The following is a 19,800-nucleotide window of genomic DNA, read 5'->3' as shown; positions in this document are numbered from 1 at the left end:
GATCGCGACGCGCTTCAGATTGCCCCTTGGAGCGCCACGCGTCCTTCCGGACGCACAAGGACGATCCGACGCTTTGATCGGACCGAAAGCGGGACCCTGCTTTCGGTCCGATAAGATTTGCGTCAATCGGCGCGGTCGGGACGGCCCATGAGAATCTCGCGCTTGCCGACATGGTTCGGGGCGCCGACCAGCCCTTCCTTTTCCATGCGCTCGACCAGCGAGGCGGCGCGGTTGTAGCCGACGCCGAGGCGGCGCTGGATGTAGGAGGTCGAGCACTTCTTGTCGCGCATCACCACCTTCACCGCCTCCTCGAACAGGCCGTCGCCGTCCTCGGAACCCATGGCGCTCTTGTCGAAGACGGCGCCGTCGTCAGCCTCCGGCTCCTCCTCGTCCTCGTCGGCAGTGACCGTCTCCAGATATTCGGGACGGCCCTGCGTCTTGAGATGTGCGACGACCTGCTCGACCTCGTCGTCGGAGACGAAGGGGCCGTGCACGCGGGCGATGCGGCCGCCGCCGGCCATGTGCAGCATGTCGCCCTGGCCGAGAAGCTGTTCCGCGCCCTGCTCGCCCAGAATGGTGCGGCTGTCGATCTTCGACGTGACCTGGAAGGAGATGCGGGTCGGGAAATTGGCCTTGATGGTGCCGGTGATGACGTCCACCGAGGGGCGCTGCGTGGCCATGATCAGGTGGATGCCGGCGGCGCGCGCCATCTGGGCGAGGCGCTGGATGGCCCCTTCGATCTCCTTGCCGGCGACCATCATCAGGTCGGCCATCTCGTCGACGATGACGACGATATAGGGCATCGGCGACAGGTCGATCTCCTGCTCCTCGAACAGCGGCTCGCCGGTGCCCTTCTCGAAGCCGGTCTGCACCTGCATGACCACGGTCTCACCCTTGTCGCGGGCGGCGGCGGCGCGCTGGTTGTAGCCGTCGATGTTGCGCACGCCGAGCTTCGCCATCTTGCGATAGCGGTCCTCCATCTCGCGCACCGCCCATTTCAGCGCCGTCACCGCCTTCTTGGGATCGGTGACGACGGGGGTCAGAAGATGCGGGATGCCGTCATAGACCGACAGTTCCAGCATCTTGGGATCGACCATGATGAGGCGGCATTCCTCCGGCTTCAGCCGGTAGAGCAGCGACAGGATCATGGTGTTGATGGCGACCGACTTGCCCGAGCCGGTGGTGCCGGCGACCAGCAGATGCGGCATCTTGGCGAGTTCCGCGATCACCGGCTCGCCGCCGATGGTCTTGCCCAGGCACACCGCCAGCCTGGCGCTGCTCTTGCGGAAATCCTGCGATTCGATCATCTCGCGGAAATAGACCGTCTCGCGCGTCTCGTTGGGCAACTCGATGCCGATGACGTTGCGGCCCGGCACCACGGCGACGCGCGCCGAGATGGCCGACATGGAGCGGGCGATGTCTTCGGCCAGATTGATGACGCGCGAGGACTTCACGCCCGGCGCCGGCTCGAACTCGTAGAGGGTGACGACCGGACCGGGGCGGACATGGATGATCTCGCCCTTGATGCCGAAATCCTCCAGAACGCTCTCAAGCAGGTCGGCATTCTGCTCCAGCCGCTCCTGCGACATGTAGTAACCCTGTCCCTCCGGCGCCTCCTGCAACAATTCCTCGGACGGAAATTCATAGGACTCCCCGGACGAAACCTGCGCCACGCGGCCGGCTTTCGGAAGCCCCGGCGCGCGTGGCGTCGGCGCACGTGGGACCGGCATTGTGATCTCGACCGAGCGGGCCGGGCGGGCGGGCGCCGCTTCGGTTTCGGGGGCGGCCGCCACCGGAGCCACCTGCCTTTCCTGCGGCCGGGTTTCCGTCTTGGCGACCGCGGGCTCTACCGCCGCCTGCGCGGCAATGGGCTGCGGTGCGGGCATCGCTGCCGGCTGCGGCTGCGCCTCGAAGGCCTTGCCGGCCACGGCGCATTCGATGACCCGGTAGAGCGTGGTGATGTCGGCATTGCGCAAGGCGCGCGGATCGACAGGCGCCCGGGCAACGGGGGCGGGCGCGACCACCGGCGGCGTGAACGGCACCGCAGGGCGGGCCGGCACGTCAACGGCGATCCCGGCCGCGAACTCGAAGAAGGCATGGTCCGAAATATAGGCCCAGCGCCGGTCCGGCACGAGGCGCGTTTCAGGGGAGCGAACCGATGCAGGCCGGGCCGGCACGGCGGCCGCTGCCACAGGTCGCTGCGGAGCGGAGTGCGGCGCTTGCGGCCCCCGGGCCACGGCATTGTTCGCCGATGCCGGGACCGCCACGGAAACTGCTTGTTTTACGACGGGCGCGACGACGGGCGCCGGCGTTGCGGGCTCAACAGCCGCCGGCTGCGCGGCAGCCTCGTCCGCCGGCGTGCTGTGCCCGTCATCCTCGTCGCGCAGCTTCCTGATCTCGCGATCCGGCGTGCGGGTGAAGCGCACATTGGGCGCCAGGAAGAAATAGTTCTGCCAGTCGGGACGGGCGAATTCGCCTTCGGTGCCGCCGAAATTCGGGAACACGTCGCCATTGCCCTTCGCCTGCACATAGCTGGTGCCGGTGCGGTGCAGGTCGACCATGCGGGACGCCTGCACCGGCTGCGCGGGCGGCTGCAGCGCCGGTCCGCGCGGCGCCTCGGGTCGCGGCTCAGGGGTGCCGCCCTGCGAAACCATGTCCGAAAAATTGGCCCGGGAAAGACGCATGGATGACATACTCGAGACTCGCCGTTTGACTGCTCCCCAAGCAATAGGAAGCGATGGTTAACAGGTCCTTCCCGAGTCGGCGGACCATGACGAATATCGGCGGTTTGTCCCCGGTCGCACGCAGCGGCCTGCTGAGCCCACGTCAGCCTTCGGCGGCCTTGATCAGGCGGCCGGCCCGTTCCATTGCATGCGCATATAGACGCCGCCCCGCTCAAGCTCGTCGAGCATCTGGTCGAGCCGCTTCTGCCGCGTGGCCTCCTGCTTGGCCGAATTGATCCACGACAGGTAGTCGTTGCGCTGATAGGCGGGGCGGGCCGCGTATTTGTCCATCAGACCACGCGCCTCCAACGCTTCGCGCACCAGAGCGCTCATCGGTTGCAACGGCCGCTTCAGACGTCCTTCACCGCTCATTCATGCCTCCTCTTACCTGCCCCCGACCGGGATTCGACGCCCGGCCTTCACATCAGCCGGCCTGCGGCCTGGCCCTGGCGAAGGCGTCCAGCGCCTCGCATCTTTCCGCCACCTCGACGATGAGGGGAAACGCCGCCAGGTCGGCATCGAAACGGCGTGCGTTGAAGACCTGCGGCACGATGCAGATATCGGCCAGCGTCGGCTGCGCCCCGAGCGCGAAGGCAGCCGCACCGCGCCGCCGTTGCAGGATTCGCTCGACCGCGGTGAAGCCTTCCGCGATCCAGTGCCTGTACCATTGCAGGCGGCGCGCTTCCGGAACCTCCAGTTCCCCACCGAGATAGCTCAGCACCCGCAGATTGTTGAGCGGATGGATGTCGCAGGCGATGGCAAGCGCGATCTCCCGCACATGGGAAGCCTGTTCGGGATCGGCGGGGATCAGGCGCGGCCGATCGGGCGTCAGCACATCCAGCCACTCGATCATGGCCAGCGACTGGGTCAGCGAGCCGCCCTCCCAGGCAAAAGCGGGCACAAGACCGTGCGGGATCGCCTCGCTGAATTCCTCGGCCTTCTGCTCGCCCACCCTTATATCGAGATCGACGGTGCGGGCCGGCATGATGCCCTTCAGGTTGAGGGCGATGCGCACCCGGTAGGCGGCCGAGGAGCGGAAATAATTGTAGAAGGTGAAGGCGGGCAGGCGCCCGGTTCCGGGGGCGAGAAGGTCGACAGGCGCGATCTCGGAAAGGGCCATGGGTGACTTCCAGTGACGTTTCCGGCAAGGTACCAGATCGACCGTGGCCAATTCCAGTGCCCGCACGCGGCGGCATGGAGCGTCTCCGCACAGAATTATTTATAGGTTCCATTCACCTCGTTTGCAGTCGCTCTCCGACAATGCGCTTCGATGTGCTAGAGGTGATGGAATGGGGAGTCGCGGCTAGGGGCGCGGTCGGCATGGGGATGGATTCGGGCACGCTTTTCTTCGCTGCCGGCGTTTGCGCCACCGCACTGGCCCTGACCATGCTGAGCGTATGGCTCCAGAACCGCATGGATCGCTTCCTCATCGGCTGGATGCTGAGCATGGCGCTGCTGGGCAGCGGCGTCGTCATCTATTCGACCATCTCGATCGCCGTCAAACCGGCCTCGGTGATCGGCTTCACCTTGCAGATCATCGGCTTCGTCGCGGTTTACGTGTCCGCCCGGCTGTTCGTCGGCAAACAGACACGGCGGGGCACCATCGCCCTCCTGTGCGCCGGCCTTGCGCTTCCCGTCGCCACGCTCATCGCCATCGACCTCGACGGGATCGGCATCGCCATCTACAATCTGTTCGCGGCCGTGATGCTGGTGATGACCGCGTGGGAATATTGGGGCACGCGCAGCGAATCGCCGGTTTCGATTTCCGGCATCACCCTGCTCTATTTGCTCACCGCCCTGTCCTTCGCCGCCTGCGGCGCGGTGCTGCTCAGCGACGGCAAATGGATGCTGGACGCCCGGCCCAACAACTGGGCCGAGAACTTCAACGCGATCATGTCCATAGCGGGCATAACCGGCATCGGGGCGCTTTCGATCGGCCTCAACCAGGCGCGGGCGGCACGGCGGCACCGGCTGGAGGCGCGAACGGACGCGCTGACGGGAATCCTGAACAGGCGCGCCCTGTTCGACAATTTGGCGATCGACCGGATCAACCCGGGCGACGCGGTGGTCGTCTTCGACCTCGATCGCTTCAAGTCGATAAACGACCAGTACGGCCATCATGCCGGCGACCGGATCCTTTGCCAGTTCGCGCTGGAGCTTCGCAAGAACCTGAGGGACGGCGACCTCGCCGCACGCATGGGCGGTGAGGAATTCGTCCTGCTGATCAGGCGGGCGTCGCTGCCGGCCGCCATCGCCACGGCCGAACGCATCCGGGCCGCCTTCACGGCAAGCTCCCTGCAAGCCGAAAATGGCGCCGTCGCCAGCACCGCAAGCGCGGGCATCGCCATCGCGCTCGCCTCGGACGATGGCTTCGAGAGCGTGTTCCTGCGGGCGGACGCGGCGCTCTACCGGGCCAAGAACAACGGCCGTGACCGGGTGGTGACCGAGCTTCAGGTCGTCGCCTGAGGCAGGGGCAAGTCAGCCCGGCTTTGACAGGACCACCTCCATGCGGCAACTTTTCCGTGCATTCGCAGAGGAGGACGAAACGAGATGCGCATTTCGGCAGTGCTTACGGCCATCGCGGCCACCGCCATGCTCAGCGGCTGCGTCACCGAATCCAGCTACAAGCAGGCGCAGGAGATCGTGCGCGGCAGCCCGGCCATGAAGCGGGACGCGATCGACCGCTGCTACAGCGGCGCCTCGCGCGCCACGCCGGCCCGCAAGGCGCAGATGGCCAAGATCATGAATGTCAGCCCGCGCAGCAATGTGGCGCGCACCTATTGCACGCGCGCCTTCAACGGCATCGCCAGCGGCCGCATCACCTATGAGGATTTCCGCACCAAGAGCCCCCGCTTCATCCGCGTGATCCAGGGTAGATAACCACCGACGAGCGGGCCTTCTGCCTCACGCGGCCGGCGCGCCCACGGCGGCCTCGACGGCGGCGGCGATCTCGCCAATGAGCGTTTCGTCCGTGGCCGGGCGTTGCTTGCGCGAGGACACCAGGCAGGCCTGCGAGCGCAGGATCACCCCGTCGCCCAGCACCTTGAGATGGTTGGCGCGCAGCGTCGAGCCGGTCGAGGTGATGTCGACGATGACATCGGCGGACCCAGCCGCCGGCGCCCCCTCGGTGGCGCCGAGGCTTTCGACGATGCGATAGACCTGAATGCCGTGCTTGCCGGAAAAGAACTGCTGCGTGAGGCGCCAGTATTTGGTGGCGATGCGCAGCCGCCGGCCATGGCGCTGGCGGAAATCGGCGGCCACGTCGTCGAGGTCAGCCATCGTATCGACGTCGAGCCACATGTCCGGCACCGCCACCACCACATCGGCATGGCCGAAGCCGAGCCGCGCCACGATCTCGGCGCGGCTTTCCCAGTCGGCCAGGTTCTCGCGCACCAGATCCTCGCCGGTGACGCCGAGGTCGATGCCGCCGCTGCCGATCTCGCCCGAAATCTCGGAGGCCGACATGAACACCACCTCGATATCGGCGCGCCCCTCGACATGGGCATGATAGCGGCGGTCGTCCTCCGGCAGGCTGACGGCAAGCCCCGCACGCGCCAGAATTTCCAGCGTCTTTTCCTTCAGGCGCCCCTTGGAGGGAATGGCCAGCGTCACGCTCATGCCCGCGCCTCCCTGAGCGCTTCGACCCGGTCGAGCCAGACAGAGAAGCCGACACCGGGGATGGGCTGGCGCGCGCCTAGCAGCGTCAGCAGCCGGTCATAGCGGCCGCCGCCGGCAAGCGGGCGGTCCTCGCCATTTTCGGCGCCGATCTCGAAGACGAGGCCGGTGTAATAGTCGAGCGGACGGCCGAAGGCGGCGTCGTACCGCACCACATCGGAAGCCAGGCCGTGGCCGGCAATGGCCTCGGCGCGCGCCGCGAACAGGTCGAGCGCACCACCAAGCTCCAGCCCGGCATCGGCGGCGAAACCGCGCAGCGCGGCCGTCGCCCCGGTGAGCGGCGTGTCGATGGCCAGAAAGGTCTTCAGGGCGGTGAAGGCGTCGTCGGACAGGCGCACGCTGCGCAACTGCACCTTCTCGATCAGCCGGCGGGCGATCTCGGCCGGCGTGCGGCCGGCGGACAGCGGCAGGCCGGCCTGCTCCATGCCCCTGGCGATCTGATCGGCCAGCCCTTCCGCATCGCCGTCGACGGCGAGCAGCGCCACAGGCCCGGCAAGCTGGCCGTTGCGCGGCGGATTGGCGAGATCGGCAAGTGCGGCATCCAGCATGGCATGCGAGCCGAAGGCGCGCGCCAGCCGCATGCGCCAGCCGCGCGGCAGGCCGAGCGCGGCCAGCACCGCCTCGAACACCGACTGGTCGCCGATGGTCACCTTGAGGCCGGCGCCCGGAACGGCCTTCGCCAGCAGTTCATGCGCATCGGCCACCAGCCGCGCATCGGCGCATGCCGTATCCGTGTCGCCAAGGTCTTCGATGCCGGCCTGGAAGAACTCGTTGGACCCGTCGCGATGCTGGCGGAACACTTCGCCGAGATAGCCGTAGCGGCGCGGCGTGCCGGCCTGCGAGGCGATGTGGTCGAGACAGACGGGAATGGTGAATTCCGGCCGCAGGCACAGCGCCTGCCCGGTCTCGCTCTCGGTGAGGAAGATGCGCCGCCGCAGATCCTCGCCGGCAATGTCGAGGAACGGATCGGCCGGCTGCAAGACGCCAACCTCGACCAGATCGACGCTTTTGGCGACGAACAGCGCCTTTACGTCGCCGGCGACGGAAGGGGATCGCGATGTCATCGCCGTTCCTCGCTCATTGGCCGGCCCGGTCGGCCGCCTGTGCATCGAGGATTTTCTTCACCTCGGCGACCAGATCGGCTTCCGGCACGGTGACCTGCGCGGGACGCGCGGCGCGCCATTCGGCATTGTCCGAAATCTCGGCCGACATGCGCGCGCCTTCGATCAGGTCCTTGATCTGGACCTCGCCCTTCGCGCGCTCGTCGCCGCCCTGGATGACGGCCACCGGGCAGCCGCGACGGTCGGCATATTTGAGCTGCGCCTTCATGCCGGCGCCGCCGAGATACATTTCGGCGCGGATGCCGGCCCGGCGCAGATCCGACACCATCTTCTGGTAGCGGCCGAGGCTTTCCGTGTCCTTGTCCATGACCAGCACCACGACCGGCTGGACGACATCGGACATGTCGAGCTTGCCGAGGTTCTTCAGCGCCGTCATCAGGCGCGAAACGCCGATGGAAAAGCCCGTCGCCGGCACCGGCTCGCCACGGAAGCGCGACACCAGCCCGTCATAGCGGCCACCACCACCGACCGAGCCGAAGCGCACGATCCTGCCGTCCTCGTTGGGAATTTCGGCCAGCAGTTCGGCCTCGTAAACGGGGCCGGTGTAATATTCGAGGCCGCGCACCACGGAGGGGTCGATCTTGACGCGGCCGTCATCATAGCCGGCGGCCGCGACCATGGCGCCGATGTCGGCCAGTTCCTGCACGCCGTCCTCACCGCGCGCCGAGCCGGCGACGGCATCGCGCATGGCGGCCAGCGCGCCGGCAAGGTCGTCGCCGGTCGAGGAGGTCAGGAGCAGCACGCGATCCGCCTGCGCCTCATCCAGCCCCGCGCCCTTGGTGAAGTCGCCGCTCTCGTCCAGACGGCCCTTGCCGAGCAGGTCGCGCACGCCGTCTGCGCCCACCTTGTCGAGCTTGTCGACGGCGCGCAGCACGGTCAGCCGGCGGCCGGCATTGTCGTCGCCGCCAAGGCCGATGGCCTCCAGCACGCCGTCCAGAACCTTGCGGTTGTTGACGCGGATGACGTAGTCGCCACGGGCAATGCCCAGCGCTTCCATCACGTCGGCCATCATCATCGCCATCTCGGCATCGGCGGCCACGCCCGGCGTGCCGACCGTATCGGCATCGAACTGCATGAACTGGCGGAAGCGCCCCGGACCCGGCTTCTCGTTGCGGAACACCCAGCCGGCGCGATAGGAGCGGAACGGCTTCGGCAGGCGCTCATAATTCTCGGCCACGAAGCGGGCCATCGGCGCGGTCAGGTCGTAGCGCAGCGACAGCCATTGCTCGTCGTCGTCCTGGAAGGAGAAGACGCCCTCGTTCGGCCGGTCCTGATCGGGCAGGAACTTGCCCAGCGCGTCGGTGTACTCGATCAGCGGCTGGTCAACCGGCTCGAAGCCGTAAAGCTCGTAAACCTCGCGGATCTTCGCCATCATCCGGTCGACGGCGCGGATATCGTCAGCGCTGCGGTCAACAAAGCCGCGCGGCAGACGCGCTTTCATCTTTTCCGGTCGTTCGGCCATGATGGGTACTCGGCGGTTCGGGCATGAAATGTCGCACGGCGGGCTTTCGCCGCGCCGCGCGCTGTCCTAACCGATGCCGCCCCCAGCGGCAAGGGCGGTTGGTTTCAGGGTCATCGCATATCGGGCACGCAGTTGCGGACAACGTCCTTCAATTTAGGTTGCGGACCCGACTTGCCCTGGCAACCACTCCATCGTCATCAACTCTGATGGTTTTGATTGTCTCTGAGCCTTGCGTTGAGGGTTATGATGATCTTTCGCATGGTCGCTGCGATTGCGAGGATCGGTGGTTTTCCGTTGGCGATGAGGCGCGCGTAGAAGGCGGCGAACTCGCCTTGTCCGGCTGCGGCGCGCAAGGCCGGCATGAAGAGTGCGGTCCTGACCTGCGGTCTGCCGCCGCGCTGGCGTCGCCGGCCCCTTGCTGTGCCGCTCTCGTTGGGGTGCGGGGCGGTGCCGGCCAGCGCTGCGGCCTGTCGGCGCTGGAGATGGCCGAGCTCGGGCATCAGGGCGAGGATCGTCACGGCGCTGACCGTGCCGATGCCGTTCATGCCGGTGCAGATGGCGACGCGGTGGCGCAGGCCCGCGTTTTGCGCCACCAGCGCGGCGATCGCCCGCTCGAGCGCCGCGATCTGCCGGGTGATTGTTGCGAGCATGGCCCGAAACGAGGCGGCCATCGCCCTGGCACCGGGTGCCCGTGACCGGTTCTGCTCGGCAACCTTGAATGCGACCAGGTCGGCCCTTCGGCGCACGAGGGCCTGCATCTGCTTCTCGTCGGCGTCGGGCGCCTGCCACAAGGGCAGCTTCGTCCAGCGCTCGCGTCCATAGGCGGCCATCTGCGCGGCGTCGATGGCGTCGCTTTTGCCCAGCGTTCCGAAGGAGCGGATGAAGGCCTTGAGCCTGAGCGTGTCGGCGCGGTGGCAGGCGATGCCGGCCCTCAGGCACTCTTCCAGGAGCAGCAACTCGTAGCCGCCCGTCGGTTCGCACACGACGAGATCGGGGCGGCTGGTCCTGAGCAGCGAGCGGATGGCTGCGCGGCTGTTGGCGACAGTCGCAGCCGTGATGCCGTCATCGACGGCCAGCCGGTCCCTGGCGACATCGACACCGAGGCAGCGGACGGGCGCATGGTGCAGGAAGGTCATGACGGTGCTATCCTTTGCAGGCTTCGGATTGTTTGCGGGCGTGGTGGTGTGCCAGAGGCCCGATCAACTCTCCAAGCGGGGGTGCAAAGGCGGCAGAGACCTTGATGACGTCGGGTGTCGGCCCGATCCCGGAACCGGTCGCCTGCCGCCGAGGCTGCGGGTTTGCAGGCCCGCAGCCTCGCTGCTCAACCTACCCGATATCGATCAAACAATCCCGGAAGTCTGCCGCAGCGAAGCGAAGGCAGGCTGTCCGGGATCCATTCTGTGATGTTCGAAAGTTCCGGCATGAATCCCGGCTCGCGGTCGCTGACGCTCCCTTGGCCGGGATGACAGGCGCTTCAAGCCGCCAGTCAAATCTGAATACTGCCCCTTATGGGGAGGAGGCATACCAAGTGCGAAAACCCCACTTTCAGCCCGGCCGCCTGAAACGGGCGCGCTCGGCCTCGACCTCGGCGCGGCAGGCGCAGCCCTCGATATGGTCGTTGACCATGCCCATGGCCTGCATGAAGGCATAGACCGTGGTGGGGCCGACGAAGCTCCAGCCGCGCTTCTTCAGTTCCTTCGAGATGCGGGTGGAGACGGCCGTGGTCGGGTTGGCGCGCAGATGGGCGAGGTCCACAACCGCCGGCCGTTCTTCTGGAGCCGGCTCGAACTTCCAGAACCATGCGGCCAGCGAGCCGGCCTCATCCGCCAGTTCGCGAGCGCGGCGGGCATTGTTGATGGTGGAGACGATCTTGCCGCGATGGCGCACGATGCCGGCATTGCCGAGCAGGCGCTCGACATCAGCCTCGGTGAACCCGGCCACCCGCTCGAAATCGAAACCGGAAAAGGCTTCGCGGAAGTTTTCGCGCTTGCGCAGGATGGTCAGCCAGGAAAGGCCCGACTGGAAGCCCTCGAGGCAGATCTTCTCGAACAGGCGGCGGTCATCGGCCACCGGGCGGCCCCATTCATGGTCGTGATAGTGGATGTAGTCCGGCAGGTTGCCGTGCCAGAAGCAGCGGTCCACGCCGTCCGGGCCGGTGATGATGCCGTCATTTCCGCTCATGCGATCCATCCGTTGCTACGTTCCCGGCAGGTTTACCGGCGCTTTACCAGATTCCTGAACCGCCGGATAACCATACCGAACGCTTTCCTGACAAATGGGCATTCGACGCATCGGCGATTCACCTTTCGGTTGTCCTTCGCGCACAGGATCGCGTCATGACCGGACAAGCGTTTCCGGCCGACGACCATGTTCCAAGAGTGCGTCACATGAAACGAGTCCTTTTCCTGTTTACCTGCCTTGCCGGGGTGTTCTCCATGGGCTTTTCGCCGGCGCTGGCCAACGACCGCTATATCGAGCGCCCGCCGGTGCGGGTCAGCCCGGACCTCGCGGCGCCGTGGCTGCTGCAACTCGGCCACGCTCCTGACAGCGCGCGCCGCGCGGCACCGGAGCAGCGGCGCGCCTACCGCACGCAGCCGGCGCCGCGCGCCACCAAGCAGGCCCCGCAGCGCCAGCGCGCCGTGCAGACGCAGCCCGCGCGTGTGCAGCAGGCATCCGCGCCGAGGATGGTGCAGAAACGCGCCGTGCGTCCGCAGATCAACCCGATCTACCTGCCGCAGGTCGTCGCCTATGACGGCAAGCACAAGCCCGGCACCGTCATCATCGATACGCGCGACAATTTCCTCTTCCTGGTGGAAAAGAACGGCAAGGCGCGCCGCTACGGCGTCGGCACCGGCAAGCCGGGCTTCGAATGGGCCGGCACCCACAAGGTTTCGGCCAAGCGCGAATGGCCCGACTGGCGCCCGCCGGCGGAGATGATCGCCCGCGAGAAGGCCAAGGGCCGCCATTTGCCGACTTTCGTGGCCGGCGGCATCGAAAATCCGCTCGGCGCGCGCGCGCTCTATCTCGGCTCCACGCTCTACCGCATCCACGGCACCAACCAGCCATGGACGATCGGCGCCGCCGTCTCGTCGGGCTGCATCCGCATGCGCAACGAGGACGTGGTGAATCTTTACGAGCGCGTGCCTGTTGGCGCGACGGTCGTTGTCATGTAGAAGCTTTTCCCAACAACGGGGGACGGGCCGTGTCGGGGGACGTGGCCAGTCGCAGAAAAGGCAGCCGGTGAAAGCCGTGCTGCCTTTTCTGTTTTTGGCACCTCACTGCAACTGTCTGGGTTGCGCCCCGCCATAGGCCCAGTCGAGCAGTTCCACCGTATGCACCACGGGCAGCTTCGCCGCCGAGGCGATCTGGGTGATGCAGCCGATGTTGCCGGTGGCGACGAGTGCCGCACCGGTGGCCGAGATGTTCTTCACCTTGCGGTCGCGCAGCTTTGCCGAAATCTCCGGCTGCATGATGTTGTAGGTGCCGGCCGATCCGCAGCACAGATGCCCTTCGCGCGGCTCCTTCACCACGAAACCCGCTTTGGCCAGCAGCGCCTTGGGTTGGCGCGTGATCTTCTGGCCGTGCTGCATGGAGCAGGCCGAGTGATAGGCGACCACCGTGCCGGGTTTCATCGACGGTTCCGGCAGGTCGAGCGTGTCGAGATATTCGGTCACGTCCTTGGCCAAGGCCGAGACCCGCGCCGCCCTGTCGGCATAGGCGGGGTCGAGCCGCAGCATGTAGCCGTAGTCCTTGATCGTGGTGCCGCAGCCGGAGGCGGTGATGACGATGGCATCCAGCCCGCCCTCGTCGATCTGGCGTGTCCAGGCATCGACATTGCGGCGGGCGAAATCGAGCGCCTCGCTTTCGCGGCCCATATGATGCACCAGCGCCCCGCAGCAGCCCTCGCCCGGCGGCACCACGACCTCGACGCCGAGCCGGTTGAGCAGCGAGATGGTGGCCTCGTTGATGCCGGGATCGAGCACCGGCTGGGCACAGCCGGTGAGGATGGCGACGCGCCCGCGCTTCACCCCCCTGCCCTGATGCACGCCCGGCGAGGCAGCGGAAGACGCGCGCGGAACGCTGGCCGGGGCAAGCTTCAGCATCGCCGCCAGCGGCTTCAGCGCCGCACTGCGCTCGAACAGGGCGGCGAAGGGCTTGCCGAGCTTCGCCAGCTTCAGCGCCGCGCGAAAGCGGGCAGGATAGGGCAGCACGGCGGCCAGGACGGCGCGGATCAGCCGGTCCGGCAGCGGGCGCCTGTATGTCTGCTCGATATGGGCGCGGGCATGGTCGACCAGATGCATATAGTTCACGCCCGACGGGCATGTGGTCATGCACGACAGGCAGGACAGGCAGCGGTCGATATGGGTGACGATCTCGCGGTCGGCCGGCCTGCCGCCCTCCAGCATGTCCTTGATGAGATAAATGCGGCCACGCGGGCTGTCCAACTCGTTGCCGAGCGTCACATAGGTCGGGCAGGTGGCGGTGCAGAAGCCGCAATGCACGCATTTGCGCAGGATCTTTTCCGATTCCGCCACATGCGGATCGGCAAGCTGCTCGGGGGTGAAATGGGTTTGCACGGGCTTTCCGTCCTTGGTCAGTTGCCGAGCAGCCAGCTTTGCGGGTGCCGGACCGGCTCGCCGCGCTGCAAGGCCTGCATGCCGATGACGCAGCGGGCGATGAACCAGACGGCGACCGCCAGCATCAACAGGAAGCCGATCCCGACGATCAACAGCACCGCCGACACCAGCGCGTAAAGCAGCCCGATCCAGAAGGTGCGGATCAGGAAAGCATAGTGGCTTTCGACATAGGTGCCCGCCTTGCCGCGGTTGATATAGGCGATCACCAGCCCGGCCAGCGCGCTGATGCCGATCACCAGGCCGAGCAGATAGAGCACGTAGATCACCAGCGCATTGGTGGGACCCGGTTCCAGCCAGCGATCGGTCTGGCGCGGTTGCGGCCTCATGTTGGTATCGCTCATGTCGATGCTCCCTCCATTGTCCGCACCGGTGCGGACGCCATCCGCCCCGGATTGAGGATATTCTTCGGATCGAACTCGGCCTTCAGCCTTGCCGACAGGGCGGCGAGCGCCGGCGGCTGCGGCTGGAAGGTCGGAATTTCGGCGCGCTGTTCAGGCGTCGCACGCACCAGCATGGCATGGCCGCCGCCGCATTTCTTCACCAGCGACCGGACCAGCCCGGCTTCCGGATCGCCCGCCGCCATGGCGAGCCAGATCAGCCCGCCCTGCCAGTCGTAAAACGCCTCGACCGCCGCCTGCATGCGCAGCGCCATCACCATGTGGTGGCCGTTGGCCGGCGGCATGGACACGCGCCACACCGGCATGTGCGGCACCGATGCGAAAGGCAGGCAGTCGCGGACTTCGCGCCACAGCGCGCGCGAGGCTTCCGCTTCGATCTCGTGCATCGGCCCGGCCTTGGCCAGAAGCTCCTTCAGCAGCCGGATGCGATAGGCGACCGAAGGTCCGAAGCCCTCGACGCGCAGCAGGGTCGCCGGGTCGCTGCCGAGCGCGCCCCCGGCGACGCGGGTGACCGCCGGATAGGGCAGGTGCGCGGCACCCGACACTTCGGCGCTGGAGCCGAGCGCCAGGGACATCGCCGCCACGGCATTGTCGTCGAGCAGGCCGACAACGACCAGGGTCGTTTCCGTCTCTGCCGCCGGCAGCACCTTGAAGGTGACGTCGGTGGCGACCGCCAGCGTGCCCCAGCTGTTGGCCAGCGCCTTGGAGAGGTCATAGCCGGTGACGTTCTTGACCACCCGGCCGCCGGACTTGAACGCCTCGCCCCGCCCGGAAACGGCATGGATGCCGAGGATATGGTCGCGCGCCGCGCCCGCCTTCAGCCGCCGCGGCCCGCTGAGATTGGCCGCCAGCACGCCGCCAATGGTGCCGCGCCCGGCCTCCTGCCCGAGCAGCGGGCCATAGTCCAGCGGCTCGAAGGCAAGTTCCTGCCCGCGCGCCGCCACCACAGCCTCGATCTCGGCCAGCGGCGTGCCGGCCCGCGCCGACAGGATCAGCTCCTCCGGCTCGTAGAGCGTGATGCCGGACAGGCCCGACAGGTCGAGCACATGCCCGGCCTCGACCCTGCCGCCGATGGCGCGCTTGGAGCCGTGGCCGACGATCTCGACGGGCTGCTCCTCCGAAACCGCCCATTGCACGGCTTCCAGAACATCTTCGGCAGATGTGGAGGCAAAGGTGGTCATGGTCGAATTCCCAGGCGCTTGATGGCCGCCTCGCCTCGCACGGAAAGCCGGTACCCCGTTGCAAGGCTTTCGGTAAGGCCGAGTTCCTTCAGCTTGCGCACATCCTGCTTGAACCGCAGCTTTTCCACCTTCAAGCTTTCCGCCAGCACAGCCGCCGGCACTTCCGGATTGTCGCCGATCGCCTTCAGGATCGCGGGGAAATAGCCGGGCCGCGCCTTTTCCCAGCGCGCGAAGCGCTGTTCAAGCTCCGCAATCCCGGCCGCATCGAATGCGGCACGCCTGCGCAGCGTCACGCGCCTGTCGGCCTCGATGCCTGCCAGCGCGATCCGGTAGAGCGGCTTTTCGCCATCCGCGCCAAGCTCCCGCACCAGAGCGGCGAGGTCGTCATAGCCTGCCTTCCGCGCATCCGCCGGCGCAATGTCGCCAAGTTCGATCACCTCGAGAGCGCCTATCCGGACCACCCCCGCCGCAGTGCGGACGGCACCACCCGCCTTGACGGACGGCCTGCTCCAGCGGCGGAAGGCAAGCGTGATGCGGCCTTCGGCAATTCCTTCCAGAACAGCTTGCCTGAACAACATCAGAACCTCGGAATGTCCGGGAACGGCATCTGGCCGCGATGGATGTGCATGCGGCCGAGCTCGGCGCAGCGGCGCAGTTGCGGGAACACCTTGCCCGGATTGAGCAAATGGCCCGGATCGAAGGCGCATTTCACCCGCATCTGCTGGTCGAGGTCCGTTTCCGAGAACATTTCCGGCATCAGGTCGCGCTTCTCCACGCCCACCCCGTGCTCGCCGGTCAGCACGCCGCCGACCTTGACGCACAGCCGCAATATGTCGGCGCCGAAGGCCTCGGCCCTGTCCAGTTCGCCCGGCACATTGGCGTCATAGAGGATCAGCGGGTGCAGATTGCCGTCGCCGGCATGGAAGACATTGGCGACGCGCAGGCCATACTGTTCGGAAAGCTCGCGCATGCCGGCCAGCACGCGCGGCAGCTCCTTGCGCGGAATGGTGCCGTCCATGCAGTAATAGTCCGGCGAGATGCGCCCCACGGCGGGAAACGCCGCCTTGCGGCCGGCCCAGAAGGTCAGCCGCTCCTCCTCGCTTTGCGAGATGCGGCAGGAGGTGGAGCCGTTGCGGATCGCGATCTGCTCGACGAGGCCGATGAGGTGATCGACCTCCACCGCCGGGCCGTCCAGCTCGACGATCAGCAGTGCCTCGCAATCCAGCGGATAGCCGGCATGGACAAAATCCTCGGCCGCGCGGATCGCCGGCAGGTCCATCATCTCCATGCCGCCGGGAATGATGCCGGCGCCGATGATGTCGGCCACGCACTGGCCGCCCTGCTCGTTGGTGGGAAAGCCGATGAGCAGCGCCCGCGCCGTCTCCGGCTTGCGCAGGATGCGCACCGTGACCTCGGTGACGACGCCCAACAGCCCCTCCGAGCCGGTCATGACGCCCAGAAGATCGTAGCCTTCCGCATCGAGATGCATGCCGCCGAGGCGCACCACCTCGCCGTTCATCAGCACCATCTCCAGCCCCAGCAGATTGTTGGCGGTGAGGCCGTATTTCAGGCAGTGCACGCCGCCGGAGTTCTCCGCCACATTGCCGCCGATGGAACAGGCGATCTGCGACGACGGATCGGGCGCATAGTAGAAGCCCTCCGATTCGACCGCATGGGTGATGCCGAGATTGGTGACGCCCGGCTGGGCGACCACGGCGCGGTTGGGATAGTCGATCTCGAGAATACGGTTGAAGCGGCTCATGACCAGCAGGACCGCATCCTGCAGCGGCAGCGCGCCGCCCGACAGCGAGGTGCCGGAACCGCGCGGCACGACGCGGATATTGCGCTCGTTGCAATATTTCAGCACGCGCGACACCTGGTGCGTGGTTTCCGGCAGCACCACCACCAGCGGCAGCTGGCGATAGGCGGTCAGCCCGTCGCTCTCGAAGGCGCGCATCTCGTTGACCGTCTCGACCACGCCCTCGCCCGGCACGATGGAACGCAGGTCGGCGACGATCTCGGCGCGGCGGGCCAGCGTCGCGGCATCGGGTTCGGGCATGGCCAGGCCGGACATCGGCGCTCATCCTCCTCAACTGGTAAAAAGCTTTTACCAGTTTGCGACGGCGCCTGTAAATTGTGCATTTCAAGAAAGCCGCACGGGACGCGGCGGCATGAGCCCAGCGGCAATCTGCCGCTGGGTCGGGGATTGCCGGCAAAATGCGGAGCCGGATTGCCGAACCGCCGGGGAAAACCTCTCGACCACCCGGCGCCCTTATGCCGGGCTCAATCGGCGCCGGCGTGTTTTGTCGGCTCCGAATGCAGCCGCCGCACACGCCGCACGCCCCACCATACCAGAAGAATGGCCACGGGCACGGAAGCGGCGGTCACCGCCTCGGGGGCAACGGCATAGCCGAACCAGGTGGAGCCGCCCTTGGCCAGATAGCCGATGAGGCCGACCACATAATAGGACACCGCCGCCACCGACAGGCCCTCGACCGTCTGCTGCAGACGAAGCTGGAGGCGGGCGCGGTTGTTCATGGAGGCGAGCAGGTCGCGGTTCTGCTTTTCCACCTCGACATCGACCCAGGTGCGCAACAGCGTCGTGGCGCGGGTGAGCTTGCTCGACAGATTGGCCTGCCGCTCCTCCACTGACCGGCAGGTGCGCATGGCCGGCGCCATGCGCCGTTGCAGGAAACCGGCCCAGGTTTCGTGGCCCGGCACGACCATCTCGTCGAGCGCGCCGAGACGCTCGGTGACGATGCCGTCATAGGCGCGGCTGGCGCCGAAGCGGTAGAGGCTCGCGGCAGCGTCCGCCTCCAGTTCCGCCGCAAGCTCGGTGAGGTCGGCCAGAAGCTTCTGGCTGTCGCGGGTGGCGCTCTCGCGCATCTGGCCGGTGATGACGGCCAGCCGATCCTCGATGCGGCGCACGCGGCCCGACAGCGACAGCGCCAGCGGCAGGCCAAGCATGGCAAGCGTGCGATAGGTCTCGATGTCGATGAGGCGATGCGACAGCGCGCCGGCGCGGGCTGGAGTCAGGCCGCGGTCGAGGATCAGGATGCGGGTGAGCCCGTCGCCGTCCTGGCGGAAATCGGTGACGATCGCCGCATTGCCGCCCTCGACCAGCGAATAGCACAGGCTGGTCGGGTCGAAGCCGTCGATCAGCTTCTCGCTGTCCGGCGTCCAGTTGCGGATTTCCAGGCGGATGCCGGAAATGACCGTGCCGGGCGGCGAGAATCCGTTGCCGAAGGGCGAATCCTCCTGCCGGCGGCCGCGTTCGGAAAGCGGGCCTTCCCACAGATAGGTGGAGAATTCGGTGTGCCGCTCCCAGCGCAGCGTGCCCTTGCCCCATTTCATGGCGTGGTGGCGCGCCTGCCGGTCGGGCGCGGCGATGCCCAGCCGGCGCGACAGCTCCGACAGCACCGCCTGGTCGACGACGGAGCCGCCCTCGGTCATGAACGAGAGCTGCACCAGCACGCGCGGGGTGGTGACCAGCGGATAGGGCCGGGAGTGGACCTCGCCGAGCGCACCCGGCCTGCCCTCATGCGCGGGGAAGCCCATGACGCTGCCCGTCGGGCGCGGCTCGAACTCGGAACCGGTCGGACCTTCCTGCACGGCGGATCATCCCCAAAACTGGCACATCGGAGCCGTTTAAAACCGTTCCGCGCCCCGTGCAAACGATCTATGCGTGCAGGGCGATCCGGACACACGGTCCAAACTGGATAAATTAATTGACCAGTTTTGGCGGTTGCCGCTATGTTTTGCGCTCATCGCTCCTTTCATGGGCATACAAGTGACAGAAATCTTCACGCGCATCGAACATTCGCGCACCGCCGACGAGGTGGTGCAGCAGATCGAGAGCCTGATCCTCGAGGGCGTGCTGCGCACCGGCGACAGGCTGCCCGGCGAGCGCGAGCTGGCGCGCCGGTTCGAGGTCTCGCGGCCGATCCTGCGCGACGCGCTGAAGGCGCTGGAGACGCGCGGACTGCTGCTCACCCGCCATGGCGGCGGCACCTTCGTGGCCGACGTGATCGGGCAGGTGTTCTCCCGGCCGGTGATCGAACTCATCTCCAACCACCGCAAGGCGGGGTCGGACTATCTCGAATATCGCCGCGAGATGGAGGGCGTGGCGGCCGAATATGCGGCCCGGCGCGCGACGGCGGACGACCTTGCCCTGCTCGACGCGATCATGGCGCGCATGGACGCCGCCCATCGCGACGCCGATTTCGAGACGGAAGCGGAGGTCGACGTCGAGTTCCACCACGCCGTCGGCGAATGCGCCCACAACATCATCCTGCTGCACACGCTGCGCTCCTGCTACCGGCTGCTGTCGGAGGACGTGTTCCACAACCGTCTTCTGGTGTTCACGCAGCCCGGCGCGCGCGAGGCGCTGCTGGAACAGCACCGCGCCATCCACGCCGGCATCGCCGCCGGCGATCCGGCCGCGGCGCGCAAGGCGGCCATGGACCATATCCTGTATGTCGAACAGATCACCACGCAGGCGGAACGGGCCGGCGACTGGCGCCGCGTTTCGCGGCTCAGGCTGCAGCAGCGCACCGATCCGGGCGAGACCTAGGATCGGCCTTCCTGCCATCGACACCACCAC

Annotated in this window: 18 protein-coding genes; 4 read left to right on the top strand and 14 right to left on the bottom strand. The window is 67.0% G+C overall.

Features of this window, described 5'->3' with window-relative positions; all coding sequences use genetic code 11:
• Nucleotides 1-122 precede the first annotated feature (122 nt).
• The 3 genes from ACVCNR_RS10825 to maiA all read right to left on the bottom strand — a co-directional run bounded on the left by ACVCNR_RS10825 (nt 123) and on the right by maiA (nt 3,843).
• On the bottom strand, nt 123-2,693 hold the full coding sequence (locus ACVCNR_RS10825) for a DNA translocase FtsK (RefSeq protein ID WP_447074781.1): 2,571 nt from the start codon (nt 2,691-2,693) through the stop codon (nt 123-125).
• Nucleotides 2,694-2,846: 153 nt separating this feature from the next.
• Nucleotides 2,847-3,095 carry a YdeI/OmpD-associated family protein gene (locus ACVCNR_RS10820; protein ID WP_447074780.1) on the bottom strand — a complete coding sequence of 83 codons (249 nt, stop codon included), beginning with the start codon at nt 3,093-3,095 and terminating at the stop codon, nt 2,847-2,849.
• A 52-nt stretch (nt 3,096-3,147) separates the two neighbouring features.
• Nucleotides 3,148-3,843 carry a maleylacetoacetate isomerase gene (gene maiA, locus ACVCNR_RS10815; protein WP_447074778.1) on the bottom strand — a complete coding sequence of 232 codons (696 nt, stop codon included), beginning with the start codon at nt 3,841-3,843 and terminating at the stop codon, nt 3,148-3,150.
• Nucleotides 3,844-4,043: 200 nt separating this feature from the next.
• Here maiA and ACVCNR_RS10810 point away from each other — a divergent pair, with 200 nt between their 5' ends.
• Both ACVCNR_RS10810 and ACVCNR_RS10805 read left to right on the top strand, forming a co-directional pair.
• The gene (locus tag ACVCNR_RS10810) at nt 4,044-5,189 is read left to right on the top strand and encodes a GGDEF domain-containing protein (protein WP_354194319.1); all 1,146 of its coding nucleotides are present in this window, start codon (nt 4,044-4,046) and stop codon (nt 5,187-5,189) included.
• Between the two features lie 84 nt (nt 5,190-5,273).
• Nucleotides 5,274-5,603 (top strand): hypothetical protein, encoded by a 330-nt coding sequence (locus ACVCNR_RS10805; protein WP_354194317.1) that lies wholly within the window; start codon nt 5,274-5,276, stop codon nt 5,601-5,603.
• Nucleotides 5,604-5,627: 24 nt separating this feature from the next.
• On the opposite strand, the gene hisG is transcribed toward ACVCNR_RS10805, so the two are convergent.
• The 5 genes from hisG to ACVCNR_RS10780 all read right to left on the bottom strand — a co-directional run bounded on the left by hisG (nt 5,628) and on the right by ACVCNR_RS10780 (nt 11,162).
• The gene (gene hisG, locus ACVCNR_RS10800; protein WP_447074776.1) at nt 5,628-6,341 is read right to left on the bottom strand and encodes an ATP phosphoribosyltransferase; all 714 of its coding nucleotides are present in this window, start codon (nt 6,339-6,341) and stop codon (nt 5,628-5,630) included.
• Nucleotides 6,338-7,462, bottom strand: a complete 1,125-nt coding sequence (locus ACVCNR_RS10795; RefSeq protein ID WP_447074775.1) for an ATP phosphoribosyltransferase regulatory subunit — start codon at nt 7,460-7,462, stop codon at nt 6,338-6,340. Before ACVCNR_RS10795 ends, hisG begins: the two co-directional genes overlap by 4 nt.
• Nucleotides 7,463-7,475: 13 nt before the next feature.
• On the bottom strand, nt 7,476-8,981 hold the full coding sequence (gene hisS / locus ACVCNR_RS10790; RefSeq protein ID WP_447074774.1) for a histidine--tRNA ligase: 1,506 nt from the start codon (nt 8,979-8,981) through the stop codon (nt 7,476-7,478).
• A 197-nt stretch (nt 8,982-9,178) separates the two neighbouring features.
• The gene (locus tag ACVCNR_RS10785) at nt 9,179-10,117 is read right to left on the bottom strand and encodes a transposase (RefSeq protein ID WP_447073895.1); all 939 of its coding nucleotides are present in this window, start codon (nt 10,115-10,117) and stop codon (nt 9,179-9,181) included.
• Between the two features lie 409 nt (nt 10,118-10,526).
• The gene (locus ACVCNR_RS10780) at nt 10,527-11,162 is read right to left on the bottom strand and encodes a DNA-3-methyladenine glycosylase I (RefSeq protein ID WP_447074772.1); all 636 of its coding nucleotides are present in this window, start codon (nt 11,160-11,162) and stop codon (nt 10,527-10,529) included.
• Nucleotides 11,163-11,368: 206 nt separating this feature from the next.
• Here ACVCNR_RS10780 and ACVCNR_RS10775 point away from each other — a divergent pair, with 206 nt between their 5' ends.
• Nucleotides 11,369-12,154, top strand: coding sequence for a L,D-transpeptidase (locus ACVCNR_RS10775; RefSeq protein ID WP_447074770.1), 786 nt, complete (start codon nt 11,369-11,371; stop codon nt 12,152-12,154).
• A gap of 102 nt (nt 12,155-12,256) precedes the next feature.
• Here ACVCNR_RS10775 and glcF read toward each other — a convergent pair whose 3' ends face one another.
• The 6 genes from glcF to ACVCNR_RS10745 form a co-directional block, all read right to left on the bottom strand.
• Complete coding sequence (gene glcF / locus ACVCNR_RS10770; RefSeq protein ID WP_447074768.1) at nt 12,257-13,558, bottom strand: glycolate oxidase subunit GlcF; 1,302 nt, start codon at nt 13,556-13,558, stop codon at nt 12,257-12,259.
• Nucleotides 13,559-13,575: 17 nt separating this feature from the next.
• Entirely contained in the window at nt 13,576-13,959 is a 384-nt protein-coding gene (locus ACVCNR_RS10765) for a DUF4870 family protein (protein ID WP_447074767.1), read from the bottom strand.
• A complete protein-coding gene (locus ACVCNR_RS10760) occupies nt 13,956-15,197 on the bottom strand; it encodes an FAD-binding protein (RefSeq protein ID WP_447074766.1) in 1,242 nt (413 codons plus the stop codon). Before ACVCNR_RS10760 ends, ACVCNR_RS10765 begins: the two co-directional genes overlap by 4 nt.
• Entirely contained in the window at nt 15,194-15,775 is a 582-nt protein-coding gene (locus ACVCNR_RS10755; RefSeq protein ID WP_447074765.1) for an ASCH domain-containing protein, read from the bottom strand. Before ACVCNR_RS10755 ends, ACVCNR_RS10760 begins: the two co-directional genes overlap by 4 nt.
• Entirely contained in the window at nt 15,775-17,271 is a 1,497-nt protein-coding gene (locus ACVCNR_RS10750) for an FAD-linked oxidase C-terminal domain-containing protein (protein ID WP_354198215.1), read from the bottom strand. The genes ACVCNR_RS10755 and ACVCNR_RS10750 overlap by 1 nt, the downstream gene beginning before the upstream one ends.
• A 209-nt stretch (nt 17,272-17,480) precedes the next feature.
• Entirely contained in the window at nt 17,481-18,755 is a 1,275-nt protein-coding gene (locus ACVCNR_RS10745) for a DUF3422 family protein (RefSeq protein WP_447075679.1), read from the bottom strand.
• Between the two features lie 232 nt (nt 18,756-18,987).
• On the opposite strand from ACVCNR_RS10745, the gene ACVCNR_RS10740 reads away from it, so the two are divergent.
• Complete coding sequence (locus ACVCNR_RS10740; protein ID WP_447074764.1) at nt 18,988-19,770, top strand: FCD domain-containing protein; 783 nt, start codon at nt 18,988-18,990, stop codon at nt 19,768-19,770.
• Nucleotides 19,771-19,800: the final 30 nt, after the last annotated feature.

It is taken from the genome of Aquamicrobium terrae (assembly GCF_052978165.1).
The sequence above is the reverse complement of the archived record's forward strand: the minus strand, read 5'-3'. Positions and strand labels throughout refer to the sequence as shown.

Coding starts and splice junctions, on each gene's coding strand:
- ACVCNR_RS10810 (WP_354194319.1), top strand. CDS start 4,044: ATGGGGATGGATTCGGGCACGCTTTTCTTCGCTGCCGGCGTTTGCGCC.
- ACVCNR_RS10825 (WP_447074781.1), bottom strand. CDS start 2,693: ATGTCATCCATGCGTCTTTCCCGGGCCAATTTTTCGGACATGGTTTCG.
- ACVCNR_RS10745 (WP_447075679.1), bottom strand. CDS start 18,755: ATGGGCTTCCCCGCGCATGAGGGCAGGCCGGGTGCGCTCGGCGAGGTC.
- ACVCNR_RS10805 (WP_354194317.1), top strand. CDS start 5,274: ATGCGCATTTCGGCAGTGCTTACGGCCATCGCGGCCACCGCCATGCTC.
- ACVCNR_RS10795 (WP_447074775.1), bottom strand. CDS start 7,462: ATGACATCGCGATCCCCTTCCGTCGCCGGCGACGTAAAGGCGCTGTTC.
- ACVCNR_RS10775 (WP_447074770.1), top strand. CDS start 11,369: ATGAAACGAGTCCTTTTCCTGTTTACCTGCCTTGCCGGGGTGTTCTCC.
- ACVCNR_RS10820 (WP_447074780.1), bottom strand. CDS start 3,095: ATGAGCGGTGAAGGACGTCTGAAGCGGCCGTTGCAACCGATGAGCGCT.
- ACVCNR_RS10755 (WP_447074765.1), bottom strand. CDS start 15,775: ATGTTGTTCAGGCAAGCTGTTCTGGAAGGAATTGCCGAAGGCCGCATC.
- ACVCNR_RS10785 (WP_447073895.1), bottom strand. CDS start 10,117: ATGACCTTCCTGCACCATGCGCCCGTCCGCTGCCTCGGTGTCGATGTC.
- hisS (WP_447074774.1), bottom strand. CDS start 8,981: ATGGCCGAACGACCGGAAAAGATGAAAGCGCGTCTGCCGCGCGGCTTT.
- ACVCNR_RS10780 (WP_447074772.1), bottom strand. CDS start 11,162: ATGAGCGGAAATGACGGCATCATCACCGGCCCGGACGGCGTGGACCGC.
- ACVCNR_RS10760 (WP_447074766.1), bottom strand. CDS start 15,197: ATGACCACCTTTGCCTCCACATCTGCCGAAGATGTTCTGGAAGCCGTG.
- ACVCNR_RS10750 (WP_354198215.1), bottom strand. CDS start 17,271: ATGTCCGGCCTGGCCATGCCCGAACCCGATGCCGCGACGCTGGCCCGC.
- maiA (WP_447074778.1), bottom strand. CDS start 3,843: ATGGCCCTTTCCGAGATCGCGCCTGTCGACCTTCTCGCCCCCGGAACC.
- hisG (WP_447074776.1), bottom strand. CDS start 6,341: ATGAGCGTGACGCTGGCCATTCCCTCCAAGGGGCGCCTGAAGGAAAAG.
- ACVCNR_RS10765 (WP_447074767.1), bottom strand. CDS start 13,959: ATGAGCGATACCAACATGAGGCCGCAACCGCGCCAGACCGATCGCTGG.